The organism is Kitasatospora sp. NBC_00374 (genome assembly GCF_041434935.1).
Classification (GTDB): Bacteria; Actinomycetota; Actinomycetes; order Streptomycetales; family Streptomycetaceae; genus Kitasatospora.
This window is the reverse complement of the sequence record NZ_CP107964.1, coordinates 4631330-4648230: the sequence shown is the minus strand read 5'-3', so window position 1 is coordinate 4648230 and position 16901 is coordinate 4631330. Positions and strand designations below refer to the sequence as shown.

Here is a 16901-nt window from a genome sequence, read left to right as displayed (position 1 = left end):
CCTAGCACGACAAACCGGGCAAACCGCCCATGCGCGGCCGCCGCCGCCTCACTCGGCGGCCAGGTGCTCCGCCCCGCCCGACTGAACGATGCCCTGCACCCCGGCCTTGGCGTGCCGCCGGGCCGGCTCGCGACCGGGCGGCTGGATGCAGCGCTCCGGCACCTCGACCACGGCGGTCGGCCGGCTGACCGAGGCCTCGCGGTCCAGCCGCACCGGCTCCCCGTCGTGCAGCAGGGTCAGCGGCCCGCCCCGGCGCACGGTGTACGTGGTGGCCTCGTGGCGGATGTCCACCCGCAGCAGGCTCTCCCGGATCAGCAGCGAGAACGTCAGCCGCTGGATCCCGGCCGGCAGCCGGGGCCGGAAGGCGAGGTACTCGGCGTTGTCGCGCAGCCCGCCGAAGCCCGCCACCAGCGCGATGCAGGCACCCGCCAGCGAGGCCATGTGCAGACCGTCCCGGGTGTTGCCGCCGAGGTCCCGCAGGTCCATCAGGGCGGCCTCGGCGGTGTAGTCGTACGCCAGGTCGAGCTGGCCCACCTCGGCCGCGATCACCGCCTGGGTGCAGGCCGAGAGCGAGGAGTCCCGGACGGTCAGCCGCTCGTAGTAGGCGAAGTTGCGGGCCTTCTGCGCGTCCGTGAAGGCGTCCCCGCGCACCTGCATGGCCAGCACCAGGTCGGCCTGCTTGACCACCTGCTTGCGGTAGAGGTCGAAGTACGGGAAGTGCAGCAGCAGCGGGTAGCTCTCCCGCGGGGTGCCCTCGAAGTCCCAGAGCTGGTGGTCGGTGAAGCCGTCCGCCTGCGGGTGCACGCCGAGCTTCTCGTCGTACGGGATGTACATCGCGGCGGCCGCGTCCCGCCAGGCGGCGGCCTCCTCGGTGTCCACCCCCAGCGTCGCGGCCTCCTGCGGGTGCCGGGTGGCGGCCTCGGCGGCGTTGCGCAGGTTGGACTGCGCCATCAGATTGGTGAAGACGTTGTTGTCGGCCACCGCGCTGTACTCGTCGGGCCCGGTCACCCCCTCGATCCGGAACCGTCCGACCGCGTCGTGGTGGCCGAGCGATCGCCACATCCGGGCCGTCTCCACCAGCAGTTCGAGCCCGTAGGCCCGCTCGAAGTCGACGTTCCCGGTGACCCGGACGTAGCGGACCACGGCCGCCGCGATGTCCGCGCCGATGTGGAAGGCGGCCGTCCCGGCCGGCCAGTACCCGGAGCACTCCTCGCCGTGGATCGTCCGCCACGGGAACACCGCGCCGGCCAGGCCGAGTTGGGCGGCGCGCTCGCGGGCCATCGGCAGCGTGGTGTGCCGCCAGCGCAGGGCCTGCCCGACCGCGCCGGGCAGGCAGTAGGTGAGCACCGGCAGCACGAACATCTCGGTGTCCCAGAAGCTGTGCCCGTCGTAGCCCGGACCGGTCAACCCCTTGGCGGGGATGGCCCGTTCCTCACTGCGCGCACCGGCCTGCAGGACGTGGAACAGCGCGAACCGGACGGCCTGCTGGAGCTCGACGTCGCCCTCGATCTCGACGTCGCTGTGGTCCCAGAACTCCTCCAGGTAGTCCCGCTGTTCGGCCATCAGACCGTCCCAGCCGGTGTGCCGGGCCGCGGTCAGCGCGGCCTCCACCTGGTCCCGGACGGCGGGCAGCGAGCGGGTCGCCGACCAGCCGTACGCGATGAACTTGGTCAGCCGCAGCCGCTCCCCCGCCTCCAGCACGGTGGTGACGCTGATCCGGCCCTGGTCGTCGGTGGACTCGGCGATGGTGTCCACCCGGTCCGAGCCCTCGATCACGTGGTCGATGCCGGCCGCCACCCGCAGCTCGCTGTAGCGGGTGCGGTGCACCAGGACGGCCTTGGTGCCGGCCGCGTGGTGCAGCTCGGCCATCAGCGGCTGCTCCAGCGCGGCGGCGGCCCGCGGGTCCCGTTCCCCGCCCGGCAGCTGCTCGTTGGCGACCAGTTCGGACTGGACCACGATCCGGACCGGCCCGTCCACCGCCTCCACCGTGTAGTCGACCGCGGCGATCGCCCGCTGGGTGAGCGAGACCAGCCGCACCGAGCTCACCTTGACCGTCCGCCCGGCCGGCGAGGTCCACTCGGCGCCGCGCCGCAGCAGGCCGTCCCGGAAGTCCAGGCTGCGCTGGTGGCTGCGGAGTTCGCCGTACCGCAGGTCGAAGGGCTCGTCGTCGACCAGCAGCCGGATGACCTTGCCGTTGGTGACGTTGATGACGCTCTGCCCGGACTCCGGGTAGCCGTAGCCGCTCTCCGCGTACGGCAGCGGGCGCAGCTCGAACACGCCGTTCAGATAGGTGCCGGGGAGGCCGTGCGGCTCCCCCTCGTCCAGGTTGCCGCGCAGGCCGATGTGGCCGTTGGAGAGCGCGAAGAGCGACTCCGCGCGGGCCTGCGCGTCCAGGTCCAGGCCGTGCTCGGCCAGGCCCCAGGGGTCGATCGAGAACGCGTCCGTCCCGGTCACCGCGAGTCTCCCGGGATCAGCTCGCAGAGGTCGGTGACGACCAGGTCTGCGCCGTGTTCGCGCAGCTCGTCGGCCTGGCCGGTGCGGTCCAGGCCGACCACCGCGCCGAAGCCGCCGGCCCGGCCGGAGGCCACCCCGGCGAGCGCGTCCTCGAAGACCGCGGCGTGCTCGGGCGGCACCCCGAGCTCCTCGGCCGCGGCCAGGTAGGTGTCCGGGGCGGGCTTGCCGGCCAGGTGCCGCTCCCGGGCCACCACCCCGTCCACGACCACCTCGAACAGCCCCTCGATCCCGGCCGCCCGCAGCACGTCCCGGCAGTTGGCGCTGGACGAGACCACCGCGCGCGGCAGCCCGAGCACCCGCAGCCGGTGCAGGTACTCCACCGAGCCCGAGTACGGCTGGACGCCCTGCTCCTTGATCATGCGCAGCACGGTGTCGTTCTTGGCGCAGCTCAGCCCGTGCACGGTCCGGGAGCCCGCCGGGTCCTGCGGGCCGCCCTCGGGGAGGCGGATGCGGCGGGATTCCAGGAAGCCGCGGGTGCCGTCCAGCCGGGGCCTGCCGTCCACGTAGCGGTCGTAGTCGACCACCGGGTCGAAGGGGACGAACTCCTCGCCCTCGCGTGCGGCCTCGGCCCGCAGGAAGGTGTCGAACATGTCCTTCCAGGCGGCCGCGTGCACCTTGGCGGTCTGGGTGAGGACGCCGTCCAGGTCGAACAGGAAGGCGCGGATGTGATCCGGAAGTCCCAGCATGTCTGTCATCCTCGCTCGAACACACGGCGAAGCCGCCCATTGCGGCGCTGGTGGCGCGTCGCGAACGGGCGGCCCCGAGGTCCCGGGTCGGCTACCCGGTGGGCGCCTTGATAACCGCGAAGACCGCACCCTGCGGGTCCTGGACGATCGCGTAGCGGCCCCACGGCGCGTCGGTGGGCGGGGCGAGCACCGAGCCGCGCGCCTTGACCAGGGCGTCCACGGTGCTGTCGGTGTCGTCCACCGCGAAGTAGGTCAGCCAGTGCGAGGGGGTGCCGGGGGGCAGGGAGCCGCCGAGCTTCTGCACACCGCCGACCGCCTTGCCGTCCACGGTCAGCGACCAGTAGTGGGTGGCGCCCTCCATCAACGGCAGTTCCACGCCGAAGGCGGCGGTGTAGAACGCGGAGGCGACGGCGGGGTCGGCGGTGTTGAGCTCGTTCCAGACCAGTGCGCCGGGCTCGTTGACCACCTGCGCGCCGGCGAAGTCCACCGGCTGCCAGACGCCGAACACCGCGCCGGTCGGGTCGGCCACCACCAGCATCCGGCCCACCGTGCCGACGTCCATCACCGGCGTCAGCGTGGTGCCGCCGGCGGCGGTGACGGCGGCCAGGGTGGCGTCGGCGTCGTCGGAGGCCAGATAGGTGGTCCAGGCGACCGGCGGCTCGGGCATGCCCTCCGGGGCCATGGTGGGGCCGATGCCGGCCACCGGCCTGCCGTTGAGCGTGCAGATCGCGTAGCCGCCGAACTCGGCCGGGCCGATCTCGCCCTGCCAGCCGAACAGGTCGCGGTAGAAGTCCAGCGCCGCCTGCTGGTCCTTGGCCATCAGGTCCACCCAGCACGGCGTGCCGGGCCGGTAGGGGGTGGTGACTTCGGGCATTGCGTCTCCCAGGGTCGTGGTCCACCGCCCACCTTCGCCGCCGGGTCCGGATCCCGCCACCGGAGCGCCCCCGACCCGGTGCGGGGCGCTCGGCCGGGGGCGGTCGGCCGGGGCCGCGACGGTGCCGCCGATCTGCCTCCGCATCCTCCGCTCGGCCCGGACGCCGCACCTGGCGTTCTTCGGCCCGCGGCCGGTCGACGAGTTGGCGGGGCGAGGGCAACATCGGTGAGCAGGCGGACGGTCTCGCGGCGCGGGCGGCGGACTCTGTCGGCCTTCAGGTCGCGGATGGAGCGGACGCTCAGGGTCGGGAGATCGGCCAACTGACGTTGCGTCATGCCGGTGCGACGGCAGTGGCTTCGGATCGGGGTGCCGAGCCCGGACGGTCCGCCGGGGCCGGGGTTCCGGGTGAGCACGGGCTGTGGTGCGGGGGTCGGCGCGAGGTGCGTCACGGTGCTTCTCCCACCTTGGGGCGCGGACTGCCCGGTCGCAGGTGGGAGGGGGTCGGGAGCGACCGTCGCGCCGAGGGCCGCGGACCCACTCGTCATCCGTCCGGTCGCAATTCGTCGCCCGTGTACGGCTCCTGTAGGTCCCCACGGCGCCCGCCCGCCCCCGCCCGCCCGGGCCCGCCGTCGCCACCGGCCGTTCACCCCACCGGGCCACAGACGCGGAACACCCCGGCCACTGACGTGGCCGGGGTGTCGCGTTGCAGGTCGGAGGAGGTCTCCCGCCTCGTTCCAGTGGGCCGCCAGGGGCTCGAACCCTGAACCTACGGATTAAAAGTCCGCAGCTCTGCCAATTGAGCTAGCGGCCCGCCGACCGGCGCCGATCCGCGAGGACACGGCACCTGCGGGGCCGATCCTACCTGGTGATCACGCCGACGTGGCCAACAGTATTTCCGGCCACGTCACGGCCCGCACGGAGGTCACTCGGCGGGCGCGTAGTGGACCGCCCGGACGCGGCGGAGCCAGGACTCGACCGGGGCCTCGTCCGGGGCGTCCGGCAGGACACCGGGGCGGTCGAAGCGTGCCTCGGCCCCGGCCAGCAGGGCGGCCGCGTCGTCGGGGGTACGGGCGAAGCGCTCGCCGAGGGCGCGGACCCGCTCGGGCTCGGCGAGCCGGACGACCACCTCGCCCGTCTCGTGCAGGGCGAGCCCCTGCTCGACCAGCCGGACCAGGTGCCGGGCGTGTTTGGCCGCCCGGTCCAGGCCCTGCGGATCCGAGCGGTCCCGGTTGCTCAGCTTCCTGAACTGCTGGGTGGCGTAGCCGAGATAGGAGTTGCGGACGGCCCGTGCGCTGAGGAAGGTGCGCCGCAGCGCGATCAGCTCCTCGCCGAGTTCGGTCCGCACCTCGTACAGGTCCGCGGGCAGCCAGACGAGTTCGGACGCGGTCGGGTTGCAGCCGAGTGCGAGGCGGCACCACTTGGCGGCCTCGTGCAGGGTGCGGTCGGGCGCGGTGGTGACGTGCGACTCCGCGGGGCGGTGCAGGCCGTGGAGTTCGACCGTCGGCGCGGCGTAGAGGCCGAGCCGGTCGATGTCGGAGCCGGCGTGTGCCAGCCCGTACGCGGTGGAGCCGACGATGCCGGAGAGCAGGACGTTCACGGGTGGGTCGCCTCCTCGGCGGGTTCGGCCGGACGGTCCGCAACGGCCTGCGGACATCCGGCAGTTTCCCCCGGCACCCCGCCCCGGGTCGAACGAATTGTCGGCCCGTCGCTGCGTGCTCCCGCCCGGCCGCCCGCCGATACTGGCCCCATGGCTAACAGTGGGATCCCGGCGGACACCGGCCCGGACCTCGACCCCGGGCCCGACCCGGCCCTGCCGGGGAGACTCCGCGCCTGGTGGGCGCACCGGCAGTGGCTGGACGGCGCGCACGAAGGCGCGAGCGCCGCCGAGGTCCTGGCCGCGACCGGCTGGGCCCGTTCGGTCGGCGGCGCGGCCCCGTACCTGGGGCTGTTCGCCCGCGCCGGGCTGGACCGGGCGGCGGTGGACGCGGCCGTGGCCGCCCTGGAGGTGCACGAGCTGCCGTCCGCCCGGGGCTGCACCTACGTGCTGCCGGCCGCCGACTACGCGCTCGGCCTGGCGGCCGGGGCGGCCGCGCCCGAGGCCGACATCGCCTCCGCGGCCAAGCACCTGGGCGTGACGCAGGACGAGGTCGAGAAACTGTGCCTGGCCGTCACCGACTCGCTGTCACCGGACCGGCCGCTGGATCCGCCGGCGATCAGGGAGGCGGTCGGCGACGCCGTCCGCGGCCTGGGCGAGGCCGGCAGGAAGCGCGGGCTGTCGACCACCCTCCCGTTGGCGCTCGGCCTGCTCCAGTCGCGCGGCCGGATCCGCCGGGTGCCGTCCAACGGCCGTCTGGACCAGCAGCGTTACGGGTACGTCGGCTGGGACCAGCCGGTGAAGGGCTCGGCCGCCGAACTCGCCGAACGCTACTTCTCCTGGGCCGCGCCGGCCTCGGTCAAGCACTTCCGCTGGTTCTCCGGCTTCACCGCCGCCACGGCCAAGGCGGCCCTCGGCCCGCTGGAGCTGACCGCCCTGCCCGGCACCGACCTGCTGATGCCCGTCGAACTCGCCGAGGAGTTCGCCCGGTTCCGGCCGCCGGCCGAACCGCGGTACGCCCTGCTGGCGGGCATCGACGGCATCCACCTGCTGCACCGGGACCTGCCGCGCCTGATCGACCCGGCCGACGCACAGCGCCCCGTCCCGGCGGCCAGGGAGGGCCGGGTGTTCGGCACCGAGGCGGATCCGCAGACCCACATCGTGGTCGACCGCGGCCGGATCGTCGGGTTCTGGGAGTACGACACCGAGCGGCAGGAGATCGTGCACCAGCTCTTCGTGCCGTTCGACGACGCCCTGCGGGAAGCCGTCCGCCGCACCGAGGAGTTCGTCCGGGACCAGCTCGGCGACGCCCGCGGGTTCAGCCTGGACTCGCCGAAGAGCCGCGCGCCGAAGATCGCCGCGATGCGGGCGGCGGCGACCTCCTGACCGGAGCGGCCGGTTCAGAGCTCGACCGGCAGGTAGTAGCCGTAGCCGGTCCGCCCCGGGTCGGCGGTGGCCAGGGCGGTGCGCAGCCCGTCCGGGGTGGCCGGGTACACCGTGTCGTACCAGAACTCGCCGCGGGCCGGGTCGACCGGCCAGGCCGGCCGCTCGTCCGCCGGGTCGGTGGCGAACTGCGCGTCGACGCCCGGCTTGTTGCCGCGCGGATCCAGCCGCACCCACGTCCCGCCGCCCTCCGGCCGCGGCCAGTGGACGGCTACCAGCGCGTGCAGCACGTCCAGCCGCTGGTAGCACAGGCCGGCCGGGATGCCCTGCGCCCGCAGGACGGCGGTCAGCAGGTGGGCCTTGCCGTGGCAGATCGCGTCACCGGCGGCGAGGACGTCCGAGGCCCGGTACGCGGCGCTCCACCGGCCGAGGTCGGCGGAGTGCGCCACCCGGTCGCGGACGTACTCGAAGGCGGCCCGGGCGCTCTCCCGCACGCTGTCCCGGCGCAGGCGGTCGGCGAGGGCCCGGATCTCCGGGTGCCCGTGGTCGATCACGTCGTCGGCGGCCAGGTAGTCGGCCGGATCGGTGGAGGCGGGCCGCAGCGGGGGCGGTTCGGTGGTCATGCCGGCCATCGTGGTCGACGCGCGGCCCACCCGGCCGGGAATTCCGGCATGTGGGCTACGGTCGGTCGCAGGCCACCACCGGTGCGAGGGAGTCAGCATGCCGTCCGAGACCGTCCTGATCACCGGCGGCGGCCGGGGAATCGGCGCCGCCACCGCCCGGCTCGCCGGTCGGCGCGGGTACCGGGTGTGCGTCAACTACCGCAGCGACGACGCCTCCGCACTCGCGGTGGTGGACGAGATCCGTGCCGCCGGCGGGACGGCGATCGCCGTCCGCGCCGACGTCAGCCGGGCCACCGGGGTCGAGCGGCTGTTCCGGGCCGTGGACGAGCAACTGGGCCCCCTCACGGCGCTGGTGAACAACGCCGGCACACTGGAGAGGCAGGCCCGGCTGGAGGAGTTGGACGAGGACCGGCTGGCCAGGATCTGGGCCGCCAACATCACCGGGCCGTTCCTGTGCGCCGGCGCCGCCGTCCGCCGGATGTCCACCCGGCACGGTGGCCGGGGCGGCGCGATCGTCAACGTCTCCTCGGCCGCCTCCCGCCTCGGGTCGCCGAACGAGTACGTCGACTACGCCGCCTCCAAGGGCGCGCTGGACAGCATGACCCGCGGTCTGGCCCTGGAGGTCGCGGGCGAGGGCATCCGGGTCAACGCCGTCCGCCCGGGCCTGATCCACACCGGCATCCACGCCCTGGGCGGCGAGCCGGGGCGGGTCGACCGGGTCGCCCCGCAGCTGCCGATGGGGCGCGGCGGCCGGCCCGAGGAGGTCGCCGAGGCCATCCTCTTCCTGCTCTCACCCGCCGCCTCGTACGCCACCGGGACCTTCCTCGACGTGGCCGGCGGCCGTTGAGGCACAGGTCGGCAACGAGCCGCCGGCGCGCCACCCGCCGGCGCTAGCGTGAGGGCATGACCGACCACGGGTTCGACGCTGCCGTTGCCCTCCTGGACATCCCCGACGTACCGAACTTCCGCGACGCCTCCTGCGGCCGGCTCCGGCCCGGCCTGCTCTACCGCTCCGCCGCCCTCTCCGGCCTCACCCTGGAGGGCGCCCGACGGCTGCGGCCGCTCGGCATCCGGACCGTCATCGACCTGCGCACCCACGCGGAGCTCGCCACCGCCCCGGACCGGCACCACGACCTCGGCCACACCTATCTGCACGCCCCGCTGCTCCCGGAGCGTCTCGACGCGGAACACCCGTGGCCCAGCGACCAGTTCGCCGTCTACCGGCTGATGGCGGAGGTCGGCGGCGCGGCGGTGGCCGCCACCGTCCGCGCCCTGGCCTCGGGCGGCGGACCGGTCCTGGTGCACTGTGCGGTCGGCAAGGACCGCACGGGCCTGACCGTCGCCGTCCTCCAGCACCTGGCCGGGCTGGACCTCGGCGAGATCACCGCCGACTACCTCCGCTCCAACCCCGGCCTGGGCCTCGACGCCGGGCCCGTCCCCTACCTCGACGAGTTCGGCGAGCAGCACCTCTCCCACCCCGCCGAGGCGGACCGCCTGCACACCGCGCTGGACCGCATCCGCCAGCTCCACGGCTCGATCGAGGACTACCTGACGGCCCACGGGGTGCACGGCGGGGAGCTGGCCTCCGTCCGGGAGCTCCTGACGGCGTAGCGCCCCGCGCTCAACGCCCGGCCCGCCGTTCCTCGTACCCGACGGCCGCCCCCAGCACCGCCGCCGTGACCGCCACCTGGGCCAGGGCCGACACCTGCGTCCCCAGCGGGATCGTCGCCGCCACCACGGCGGCGGCGACCACCCGGGCGGAGTTGGGGGTCAGGGTGAGGGTGCGGCGGATCGCGGCGTTGGCGGCGAGGAAGAGGGCGGTCCCGCCGGCCAGGGCGGCGGCCGGGGCGGCGCCGAGGGCCTCGGTGGGGTGGGCGACGGCGGACTTCGCGCCGGTGGCCAGGAGGATCACGCCGAGCAGCAGGACGTAGTGGCCCATGTTGTAGACCCGGATCGCCAGTTGGTTGCGGCGGGCGCCGGGCAGGGCGGCCAGGTAGCGGCCGGCGTACTCGTCGTCGTCACGGCCGAAGTACGCCCACCAGAGGGCCACGCAGACCATGAGCGACAGCACCGCCGCCCCGACCAGCGGGGCGGACAGCTCGGCGTCGCCGGCCCCGACGCCGATCGCGATCACCGACTCGCCGAAGGCGACGATCATCACCAGCCCGTGCCGCTCGACGAAGTGCGGGGCCCGCAGCTGGAACCGCGGCAGGTCGACCAGGTACGGGATGGCGAGCTGGACACCCACCGAGGCGCCCCAGAGCAGCAGTTGGGCGGTGCCCTGCAGGTACCCGCCGGTGACCACCAGCGCGGCGTTGATCAGGTTGAGCGCCCCCATCCGAAGGACGGAGCCGAGCGGCACGTCGGCGCCGGCGAACATCCCCGTGTGCACGGCGATGACCAGCAGGTACGCCAGCCCGAAGGCCACCCCGCTGCCCTCGAAGGCGTGCGGGACACTCAGCGCGACGACCAGGAAACCACCCATGCCGGTCAGCAGCAGGCCGCGCCGCGGGTGCGTGGTCGGCGGCATCGCGTTGGTGAGCCAGATGAACGCGTCGTACATCCACCAGATCACCGCGAGCATCACCAGGACCCTCGCCAGCCCGCCGGCCGTGAGGTGGTGGGCGAGGCTGGCGGTGAGCTGGGTGACGGTGAAGACGAAGACGAGGTCGAAGAACAACTCCAGCGGGCTCACCCGGAGATCGGCTTCGGCCCGGTGTTCGGTGTCGGTGGTCACAGGGGCGAGTATGGATCATGAGGAGCGTCCGGCGCGGGCGGTCCGAAAGACCCGCTCGCAGCCTGTCCCAGGACCCCGAGGCCCAGGGCAGCCCGTCACCGGCTCCTGGCGCCCCCTCGGCCGGTCCCGCCGCTCGACCGACTCGCTCGACCGAGCCGCCCGCTCAGCCGAGCCGCTCCCCCGCCGGCCCGAAGCGGTCCTCGAAGGCGGCCCGGTTCGCCGAGACCGGCTGACGGTCCCAGACCGCGAAGACCACCCGGTCGAACGCCGCCCCGTGCTCGGTCAGCGCGGTCTCGAAGGCCTCCGCCACCACCGCCGGGTCGTTGCGGAACACCCCGCATCCCCAGGCCCCCAGCACCAGTTCCCGCACCCCGTGCTGCGCCGCCACCGCCAGCACCCGGTCGGCGCGCGCGGCCAGGATGCCGCGCACGTCCACCGGCCGCCCCGGCGAACGCAGCGCCAGCTGGCCCGCGTTGGGCGCCGGCGAGGTGAGGAACGAGACGGTGTACGGCTCCGCGAGGAGGTCGCCGCGCCCGTCACGGACCACCGGGACCTGCGGGGACCAGATCACCCGGTGGCTGTAGCGCAGGTCGGTGGAGGCACGGTGGGCCTCGTAGTAGTCGGGCGCCTCCAGCAGGCAGCGGTACAGCAGCGCCGACCGGCAGAGGTCCTCCTCCTGGGCCTTGGCGCCGCGCAGGTACCCGCCCCCGGGGTTGCGCGCGGAGGCGAAGTTGAGCACCGCGACGTGCTCGCCGCCGGCCTCGGTCAGCCGGCGCGCGGCCTGCATGCTGCCCTCGGACGTCACCTCGACCGGCCCGCGCAGCGGCCCGCGCTCCCCTCCCCGCAGCGGCTCCTCGGCACTGTACGAGATGGTCCCGGCGCATGCCCGGGCGAGCGACTCGCCGATCTCGACCGGCTTCCCCCACCTGTTCCGGTAGGTCCCCCGCTCGGCGATCTCCTCGTTCTCGACCGCCACCTGATGCATTCTGCTGCTCATACCGGTGACCGTACGCGAGGCGGTTGCGGCGCGCCACCGAGTTGTTCTCATTTCGAGAATTCCAAGCCCGGCGGCCTGGCAGCCGGCGGCCCGCCACCCGGACACGGCAAAGGCCTGGGGCCGACCCACCGGAGTGGATCGGCCCCAGGCCTCAGTGCGGTGGCGCTGTCGCGCCGTCAGATGTCAGCTCTTCCAACGCGGCTTGCGGTCGCCGCCGTTGAAGCCGCCCGAGCGGTTGTCGCGGTCGCCACCGAAGGAGCGGCCACCCGGACGGTCGTCACGGTTGAAGCCCTGCGGGCGGCCACCGGAGCGGTGGTCGTCGCGGCGGGCGAACGGACGGCTGCTGCCGGCGCTGCGGTCGCGGTCACCGAACGACGGGCGGTCACCGAACGAACGGGCCGGACGGTCGTCACGGTTGAAGCCGCCCGAGCGGTTGTCCCGGTCGCGGTTGAAGCCGCCGCCGGTGCCGCCGCCGCGGTTGTCGCGGTCGCCGAAGGGGCGGGCCGGACGGTCGTTGCCGAAGGAGCGGCCGCCGCGGTCGTCACGGTCCCGGTTGAAGCCACCCGAACGGTTGTCACGGTCACCGAACGAACGGGCCGGACGCTCGTCACGGTTGAAACCACCGGAGCGGTTGTCCCGGTTGAAGCCACCCGAACGGTTGTCACGGTCACCGAACGAACGGGCCGGACGCTCGTCACGGTTGAAACCACCGGAGCGGTTGTCCCGGTTGAAGCCACCCGAACGGTTGTCACGGTCACCGAACGAACGGGCCGGACGCTCGTCACGGTCGCGGCCGAAGGAACGGCCACCGCGGTCGTCCCGGTCCCGGTCACGGCCACCGCGGTCGTCCCGGTCCCGGTTGAAGGACGGACGCTCGTTGCGCGCCTCGCGGTACGCGGGGACGCGCTCCTCCTCGACCACCGGAGCGGCCTCGGCGACGGCCGGCTCGGCGGCGTCGGCACCGGCCTCGGCGGCCGGCTCCTCGTCCTCGATGCCGAGCGCGGCACGCTCACGGGCGGCGCGGGCGGCCAGCCGGTCGGCCTCCTCGCGCAGCTCGGCGGCGCGGCGCTGCGCGCGCTCCAGCTGGCGGGTCATCTCGGCGACCTCGCGCTCCGCGGCACCGGCGATGCCGGAGGCGGACTCGGCCTGCACCTCGACCAGCGAGCGGGCACCGGTGATCCGGGCCACCTCGGGGTCGAAGGCGTGGTCGAGGATGTGGCGCGAGGCGTCCACGCCCGCGTCCTCCATCAGGCGGAACACGCCGCGGCGCTGGTGCGGCAGCACCAGGGTGACGACGGTGCCCGACCGGCCGGCCCGCGCGGTGCGGCCGGAGCGGTGCAGGTAGTCCTTGTGGTCACCGGCCGGGTCCACGTTCAGGACCAGGTCGATGCCGTCGACGTGGATACCGCGGGCGGCGACGTCGGTGGCGACGACCACGTTGACGTAGCCGTCCTTGAAGTCGCCCAGCACCCGGGTACGGGCGCCCTGGGTCATACCGCCGTGCAGCGCGTCGGCCTTCACGCCGGCTTCCAGGAGCTGCTCGGCGACCCGGTCGGCGCCCATCTGGGTGCGGACGAAGATGATCGTCCGGCCCTTGCGGGCGGCGATCGCGTTGGTGATCGGCGCCTTGTCCTTGGGCTTCACCACGAGGATGTGGTGGGTCATGGTGGTGACCGCGCCGGCCGACGGGTCGACCTCGTGGGTGACCGGCTTGTTCAGGTAGCGCTTGACCAGGGTGTCGATCTCGTTCTCCAGGGTGGCGGAGAACAGCAGGCGCTGGCCGCCGGCCGGCACCTGGTCGAGGATCTCGGTGACCTCGGGCAGGAAGCCCATGTCGGCCATCTGGTCGGCCTCGTCGAGCACGGCGACCTGGACGTCGGCGAGCTTCGCGGCGCCGCGGTTGATCAGGTCGCGCAGGCGGCCCGGGGTGGCGACCAGGACGTCCACGCCGCGCTCCAGCGCGTACATCTGGTTGGACATCGAGGTACCGCCGCAGACGACCTTGAGCTTGAGGCCGAGCACCGAGCCGAACGGCTCCAGCGCGTCGGCGACCTGCATGGCCAGCTCGCGGGTCGGGACGAGGATCAGGCCGCGCGGGTGCTTGGCCCGGGTGCGCTCGCCGCCGGCGAGGCGGGTGAGCAGCGGCAGGCCGAAGCTCAGGGTCTTGCCGGAGCCGGTGCGGCCACGGCCGAGCACGTCCTTGCCGGCCAGCGCGTCCGGGATGGTCGCGGCCTGGATCGGGAACGGGGTGACGACCTCGCGCTTGGCGAGGGCACGCACGATCTCCTCGGGCAGGCCCAGGTCACCGAAGGTGAGGGTGGGCTCGGCGGGCTCGGCGGCCTCGTCCGCGGTGGTGTCCTCGGCGGTGTCGAGGTCATCGGCGGCGACCTGGTCGACCGCGGCGGCGGTCTCGACCTCGGCGGTCTCGATGGTGTCGGTGAGGGCGGTGTCGGTGGCGTCCGACCCGTTCGCGGGCATGGCGAAGCGGGTGTCGTCAACGAGAGACAATGCAAAACCTTCCGGAAGTGGCACGCGCCAAAGTCCGGGGTTCTGTAAAGACCGCCTCTATGCGGTCAGCCACGGATCGCCGGAACGCGCCAAGGGCGCCGTAGTGGAGAAAAGGCGCCAATCAAATGAATCAAACGAACGATCTACCACCATAGAGGAACCTCGGGATCAAAGGCAAACCTGCTGGCCAGAGCGCTAATGCCCGGTGGGGGCCGCACTCGGAGCCGAGGATCCTGAGTTACTGGTGGATGGTTCTGGGTCCAGTGTGGCAGATGGAACGGGAGAACTCGCCTGCGTGCTGGGTGACGGATGCGACACTCCGGACGGGCTCGGGGCCGGGCTGGGCCGGCCCGACGGGCTCCCGGTCGGCCCGGCGGAGTCGCTGGGCACCCCGGGCACCACCACCGGCGCCACCTCGGACTCACCCGGCAGCGGCCCGCTGCCGACCGTTCCGGCCACCGGGGTCGTGCCCGGTGAGACCCCTTCCACCGCCACCGCGGCCCCGTGCTCACCGTGCTGGCCGCTCCCGGCGTTGCGGGCCGCGCCGGTCGCCCCGCCCGGCTTGCCGGACACACCGGCCTGCCCGGACGGGCGCGCGGTGCCCTGTTGGTCGGCGGAGCCCGACCCGACCGACATGCAGCCGCTCAAGCCGAACCCGGCGAGGGCGGCGGCCACCACGCCCACCGCCATCCGCCGACGCCCCGTACGATCCGCCACCACCGAGCCACCTCCAGCGCCTGCCCCACCCGGGCCGGTCCCGTTCTCGGTGCCCAACGCGCGTGCGCCCCGGCAGACACGGGCTACCGCCCGGTCGGCCCTGCGGCCGACACCCGCTCACCCCCACAGGGCGCGGGCCACCGCCGTCCCGGTGTACGCGGCGCCCAGGCCGGCCAGCACGCTGCCGGCCACGTTGGCCGCGGCGTAGAACCGGGCGCCCGTCTCGGCCAGCCGCAGGCTCTCGTACGAGAAGGTCGAGTAGGTGGTGAGCGCCCCGCACAGGCCGGTGCCGAGCAGCAGCTGCAGCCGGGAGGAGGCCGCCCCGGCGGCCACCGCGCCGGTCAGCAGGCCGAGCACCAGGCAGCCGGCCGCGTTCACCGCGAAGGTGCCCCACGGGAAGACCGAGTCGTGCCGGGCCTGCACCGCACGGTCCGTCAGATAGCGCAGCGGCGCGCCGACCGCCGCGCCCGCGACCACCAGCAGCCAGTTCACGCGTCGCCGCCGTCCCCGCGCCCGCCCCGGCCGTACCGGACGACCTCGACCTCGTCCAGCAGCACCAGGCCGCTGCCGATCAGGGCGTCCAGCTCCGGCAGGAAGGCCCGGATCCGCTCGGCCGTGTCCACGATCACCACCGCCACCGGCAGGCCCTCGCTCAGCGACAGCAACCGCGAGGTGTGCACGGTCGAACCGGCGCCGAATCCCTCGACCCCGTGGAACACGCTCGCGCCGGCCAGTCCCGCGGCATGCGCGCGGTGCACGATCTCCGCCGACAGCGGGCGGTGGTGCCAGGTGTCGTTCTCGCCGATCAGCACGGTCGCCCGCAGCTCACGCACGGTCATCCGGACCTCCTCCGCAGGACGGGCCGGGTGGCCGTCGCCGCCGCCCAGACCGCGGCGAGCGCCGCGAGCACGGTGCCGAGCAGATAGGCGAGGGCGCGGCCGGGCTCGCCGCGATCGATCAGCTGCTGGGCGTCCACGGCGTACGTCGAGAAGGTGGTGAAGCCGCCCAGGACGCCCGTCCCGAGGAACGGGCGGAGCAGCGGATGCGCGGCCCGCGCCTCGGCGACCACCACCAGCAGGACCCCGATCGCGGCGCACCCCACCGCGTTGACCAGCAGCGTCGTCCACGGGAAGGCCCCCGCCGCGGTCGGCCACCGAAGGCCCGCCCCGTACCGTGCCGACGCCCCGATCGCGCCGCCCAGTGCGACCGCCGCCACCGCGGGGCCCTGCCCGCGGAGCAGCACCGGGCGCCCCGGCACCGCGGTTCCCGGCTCCCGGCCGGTACGACTCGAACGCACACCTCAGTCAATCACTACCGCCGATCACCTGGCACCTCGTCACCGCACACCCGACAATGGGGCGGTGGAGATGACCCGGGACGAGTTCGAGACGCTGGTCGCCGACGCCCTCGACCAGATCCCGCCGCAGCTCGCGGCCATGATGGACAACGTCGCGGTCTTCGTCGAGGACGAACCCGACCCGGCCGACCCCGACCTGCTCGGCCTGTACGAGGGCACCCCCCTGACCGAGCGCGGCGAGTGGTACGCCGGGGTACTGCCCGATCGGATCATCGTCTACATGGGGCCGACCCTGCGGCTGTGCGAGAGCCAGGAGGAGGCCGTCGACGAGGTGCGCACCACCGTCATCCACGAGGTCGCCCACCACTTCGGCTTCGACGACCACGAGCTGCACGAACTCGGCTGGTCCTGACCCCTGCGCCCGCTCCACGGCCCCGGACCCGCCGAACCGAAACCGTTTTGGCGTTCCCGCCCGGCATCCCATATGCTTCTCACGTCCCCGACCGCTGCAAGCCAGCCGGGCGGGCCGCAAGCCCTCATCGTCTAGTGGCCCAGGACGTCGCCCTTTCAAGGCGGTAGCACGGGTTCGAATCCCGTTGGGGGCACGGCAGTACCGTAGTAAAGTCAGTGCCGCGAGGTGCTGAAGCGGATGAGATCCGCACGAGGTCCTGTGGAGCAGTTGGTTAGCTCGCCACCCTGTCAAGGTGGAGGTCGCGGGTTCAAGTCCCGTCAGGATCGCTCGCCTCGCAAGAGGCGGTGCAGTACGGCCAGGTAGCTCAGTTGGTACGAGCGTCCGCCTGAAAAGCGGAAGGTCGCCGGTTCGACCCCGGCCCTGGCCACATAGTTTGACCAGTCACGATGCCCTCGAAGCAGCTCGCTTCGGGGGCATTTTTGCGTCGTTTGACGCCAACGGCACAGCGGACGGTCACCGCCCTCCCACTCGAAGGCAAGTACGTGACGTACTTGACGTA

The 16901-nt window shown here is 73.7% G+C and carries 15 protein-coding genes and 4 tRNA genes; 7 read left to right on the top strand and 12 right to left on the bottom strand.

Annotated elements, in window-relative coordinates:
* Positions 1-48 precede the first annotated feature (48 nt).
* From OG871_RS20930 to OG871_RS20910, 5 genes are all read right to left on the bottom strand, one after another.
* Positions 49-2454: a glycoside hydrolase family 65 protein gene (locus OG871_RS20930; RefSeq protein ID WP_371498494.1), complete on the bottom strand. Its 2406-nt coding sequence runs from the start codon at positions 2452-2454 to the stop codon at positions 49-51.
* Positions 2451-3200 (bottom strand): HAD family hydrolase, encoded by a 750-nt coding sequence (locus OG871_RS20925; RefSeq protein WP_371498493.1) that lies wholly within the window; start codon positions 3198-3200, stop codon positions 2451-2453. The genes OG871_RS20930 and OG871_RS20925 overlap by 4 nt, the downstream gene beginning before the upstream one ends.
* 91 nt (positions 3201-3291) lie before the next feature.
* On the bottom strand, positions 3292-4074 hold the full coding sequence (locus OG871_RS20920; RefSeq protein ID WP_371498492.1) for a VOC family protein: 783 nt from the start codon (positions 4072-4074) through the stop codon (positions 3292-3294).
* A 738-nt stretch (positions 4075-4812) separates the two neighbouring features.
* Positions 4813-4885, bottom strand: a tRNA-Lys gene (locus tag OG871_RS20915).
* A 111-nt stretch (positions 4886-4996) separates the two neighbouring features.
* Positions 4997-5671, bottom strand: a complete 675-nt coding sequence (locus OG871_RS20910) for a DNA polymerase beta superfamily protein (protein ID WP_371498491.1) — start codon at positions 5669-5671, stop codon at positions 4997-4999.
* Positions 5672-5821: 150 nt separating this feature from the next.
* Between OG871_RS20910 and OG871_RS20905 the strand changes: the two genes are divergently transcribed.
* Positions 5822-7054 carry a DNA glycosylase AlkZ-like family protein gene (locus tag OG871_RS20905; protein ID WP_371498490.1) on the top strand — a complete coding sequence of 411 codons (1233 nt, stop codon included), beginning with the start codon at positions 5822-5824 and terminating at the stop codon, positions 7052-7054.
* A 14-nt stretch (positions 7055-7068) separates the two neighbouring features.
* On the opposite strand, the gene OG871_RS20900 is transcribed toward OG871_RS20905, so the two are convergent.
* Positions 7069-7674 (bottom strand): transglutaminase family protein, encoded by a 606-nt coding sequence (locus OG871_RS20900; RefSeq protein WP_371498489.1) that lies wholly within the window; start codon positions 7672-7674, stop codon positions 7069-7071.
* A gap of 97 nt (positions 7675-7771) precedes the next feature.
* On the opposite strand from OG871_RS20900, the gene OG871_RS20895 reads away from it, so the two are divergent.
* Positions 7772-8521 carry an SDR family oxidoreductase gene (locus OG871_RS20895; RefSeq protein WP_371498488.1) on the top strand — a complete coding sequence of 250 codons (750 nt, stop codon included), beginning with the start codon at positions 7772-7774 and terminating at the stop codon, positions 8519-8521.
* Positions 8522-8577: 56 nt separating this feature from the next.
* Positions 8578-9285, top strand: coding sequence for a tyrosine-protein phosphatase (locus OG871_RS20890; RefSeq protein WP_371498487.1), 708 nt, complete (start codon positions 8578-8580; stop codon positions 9283-9285).
* Between the two features lie 10 nt (positions 9286-9295).
* Here the strand turns inward: OG871_RS20890 and OG871_RS20885 are convergent, their stop codons facing one another.
* The 6 genes from OG871_RS20885 to crcB (OG871_RS20860) form a co-directional block, all read right to left on the bottom strand.
* Positions 9296-10411, bottom strand: a complete 1116-nt coding sequence (locus OG871_RS20885; RefSeq protein WP_371498486.1) for a low temperature requirement protein A — start codon at positions 10409-10411, stop codon at positions 9296-9298.
* A gap of 163 nt (positions 10412-10574) precedes the next feature.
* Positions 10575-11408, bottom strand: a complete 834-nt coding sequence (locus OG871_RS20880; RefSeq protein ID WP_371498485.1) for a TIGR02452 family protein — start codon at positions 11406-11408, stop codon at positions 10575-10577.
* Between the two features lie 183 nt (positions 11409-11591).
* On the bottom strand, positions 11592-13916 hold the full coding sequence (locus OG871_RS20875; protein ID WP_371498484.1) for a DEAD/DEAH box helicase: 2325 nt from the start codon (positions 13914-13916) through the stop codon (positions 11592-11594).
* A gap of 834 nt (positions 13917-14750) precedes the next feature.
* A complete protein-coding gene (gene crcB, locus OG871_RS20870; RefSeq protein ID WP_371498483.1) occupies positions 14751-15125 on the bottom strand; it encodes a fluoride efflux transporter CrcB in 375 nt (124 codons plus the stop codon).
* Complete coding sequence (locus tag OG871_RS20865) at positions 15122-15472, bottom strand: DUF190 domain-containing protein (RefSeq protein WP_371498482.1); 351 nt, start codon at positions 15470-15472, stop codon at positions 15122-15124. Before OG871_RS20865 ends, crcB (OG871_RS20870) begins: the two co-directional genes overlap by 4 nt.
* Positions 15469-15930, bottom strand: a complete 462-nt coding sequence (crcB, locus tag OG871_RS20860) for a fluoride efflux transporter CrcB (protein WP_371498481.1) — start codon at positions 15928-15930, stop codon at positions 15469-15471. Before crcB (OG871_RS20860) ends, OG871_RS20865 begins: the two co-directional genes overlap by 4 nt.
* A gap of 70 nt (positions 15931-16000) precedes the next feature.
* Here crcB (OG871_RS20860) and OG871_RS20855 point away from each other — a divergent pair, with 70 nt between their 5' ends.
* The 4 genes from OG871_RS20855 (at position 16001) to OG871_RS20840 (ending at position 16769) form a co-directional block, all read left to right on the top strand.
* On the top strand, positions 16001-16342 hold the full coding sequence (locus OG871_RS20855) for a metallopeptidase family protein (RefSeq protein ID WP_371503369.1): 342 nt from the start codon (positions 16001-16003) through the stop codon (positions 16340-16342).
* A gap of 120 nt (positions 16343-16462) precedes the next feature.
* A tRNA-Glu gene (locus OG871_RS20850) sits at positions 16463-16535 on the top strand.
* Positions 16536-16594: 59 nt separating this feature from the next.
* Positions 16595-16668, top strand: a tRNA-Asp gene (locus tag OG871_RS20845).
* A 27-nt stretch (positions 16669-16695) separates the two neighbouring features.
* Positions 16696-16769: transfer RNA gene (locus OG871_RS20840), tRNA-Phe, on the top strand.
* The last annotated feature ends 132 nt before the right edge of the window (positions 16770-16901 follow it).

Excerpts from the sequence above, each read along its gene's own strand:
- OG871_RS20925 (WP_371498493.1), bottom strand. The coding sequence starts at position 3,200 with ATGCTGGGACTTCCGGATCACATCCGCGCCTTCCTGTTCGACCTGGAC.
- OG871_RS20920 (WP_371498492.1), bottom strand. The coding sequence starts at position 4,074 with ATGCCCGAAGTCACCACCCCCTACCGGCCCGGCACGCCGTGCTGGGTG.
- OG871_RS20905 (WP_371498490.1), top strand. The coding sequence starts at position 5,822 with ATGGCTAACAGTGGGATCCCGGCGGACACCGGCCCGGACCTCGACCCC.
- OG871_RS20900 (WP_371498489.1), bottom strand. The coding sequence starts at position 7,674 with ATGACCACCGAACCGCCCCCGCTGCGGCCCGCCTCCACCGATCCGGCC.
- OG871_RS20895 (WP_371498488.1), top strand. The coding sequence starts at position 7,772 with ATGCCGTCCGAGACCGTCCTGATCACCGGCGGCGGCCGGGGAATCGGC.
- OG871_RS20890 (WP_371498487.1), top strand. The coding sequence starts at position 8,578 with ATGACCGACCACGGGTTCGACGCTGCCGTTGCCCTCCTGGACATCCCC.
- OG871_RS20880 (WP_371498485.1), bottom strand. The coding sequence starts at position 11,408 with ATGAGCAGCAGAATGCATCAGGTGGCGGTCGAGAACGAGGAGATCGCC.
- OG871_RS20865 (WP_371498482.1), bottom strand. The coding sequence starts at position 15,472 with ATGACCGTGCGTGAGCTGCGGGCGACCGTGCTGATCGGCGAGAACGAC.
- OG871_RS20855 (WP_371503369.1), top strand. The coding sequence starts at position 16,001 with ATGACCCGGGACGAGTTCGAGACGCTGGTCGCCGACGCCCTCGACCAG.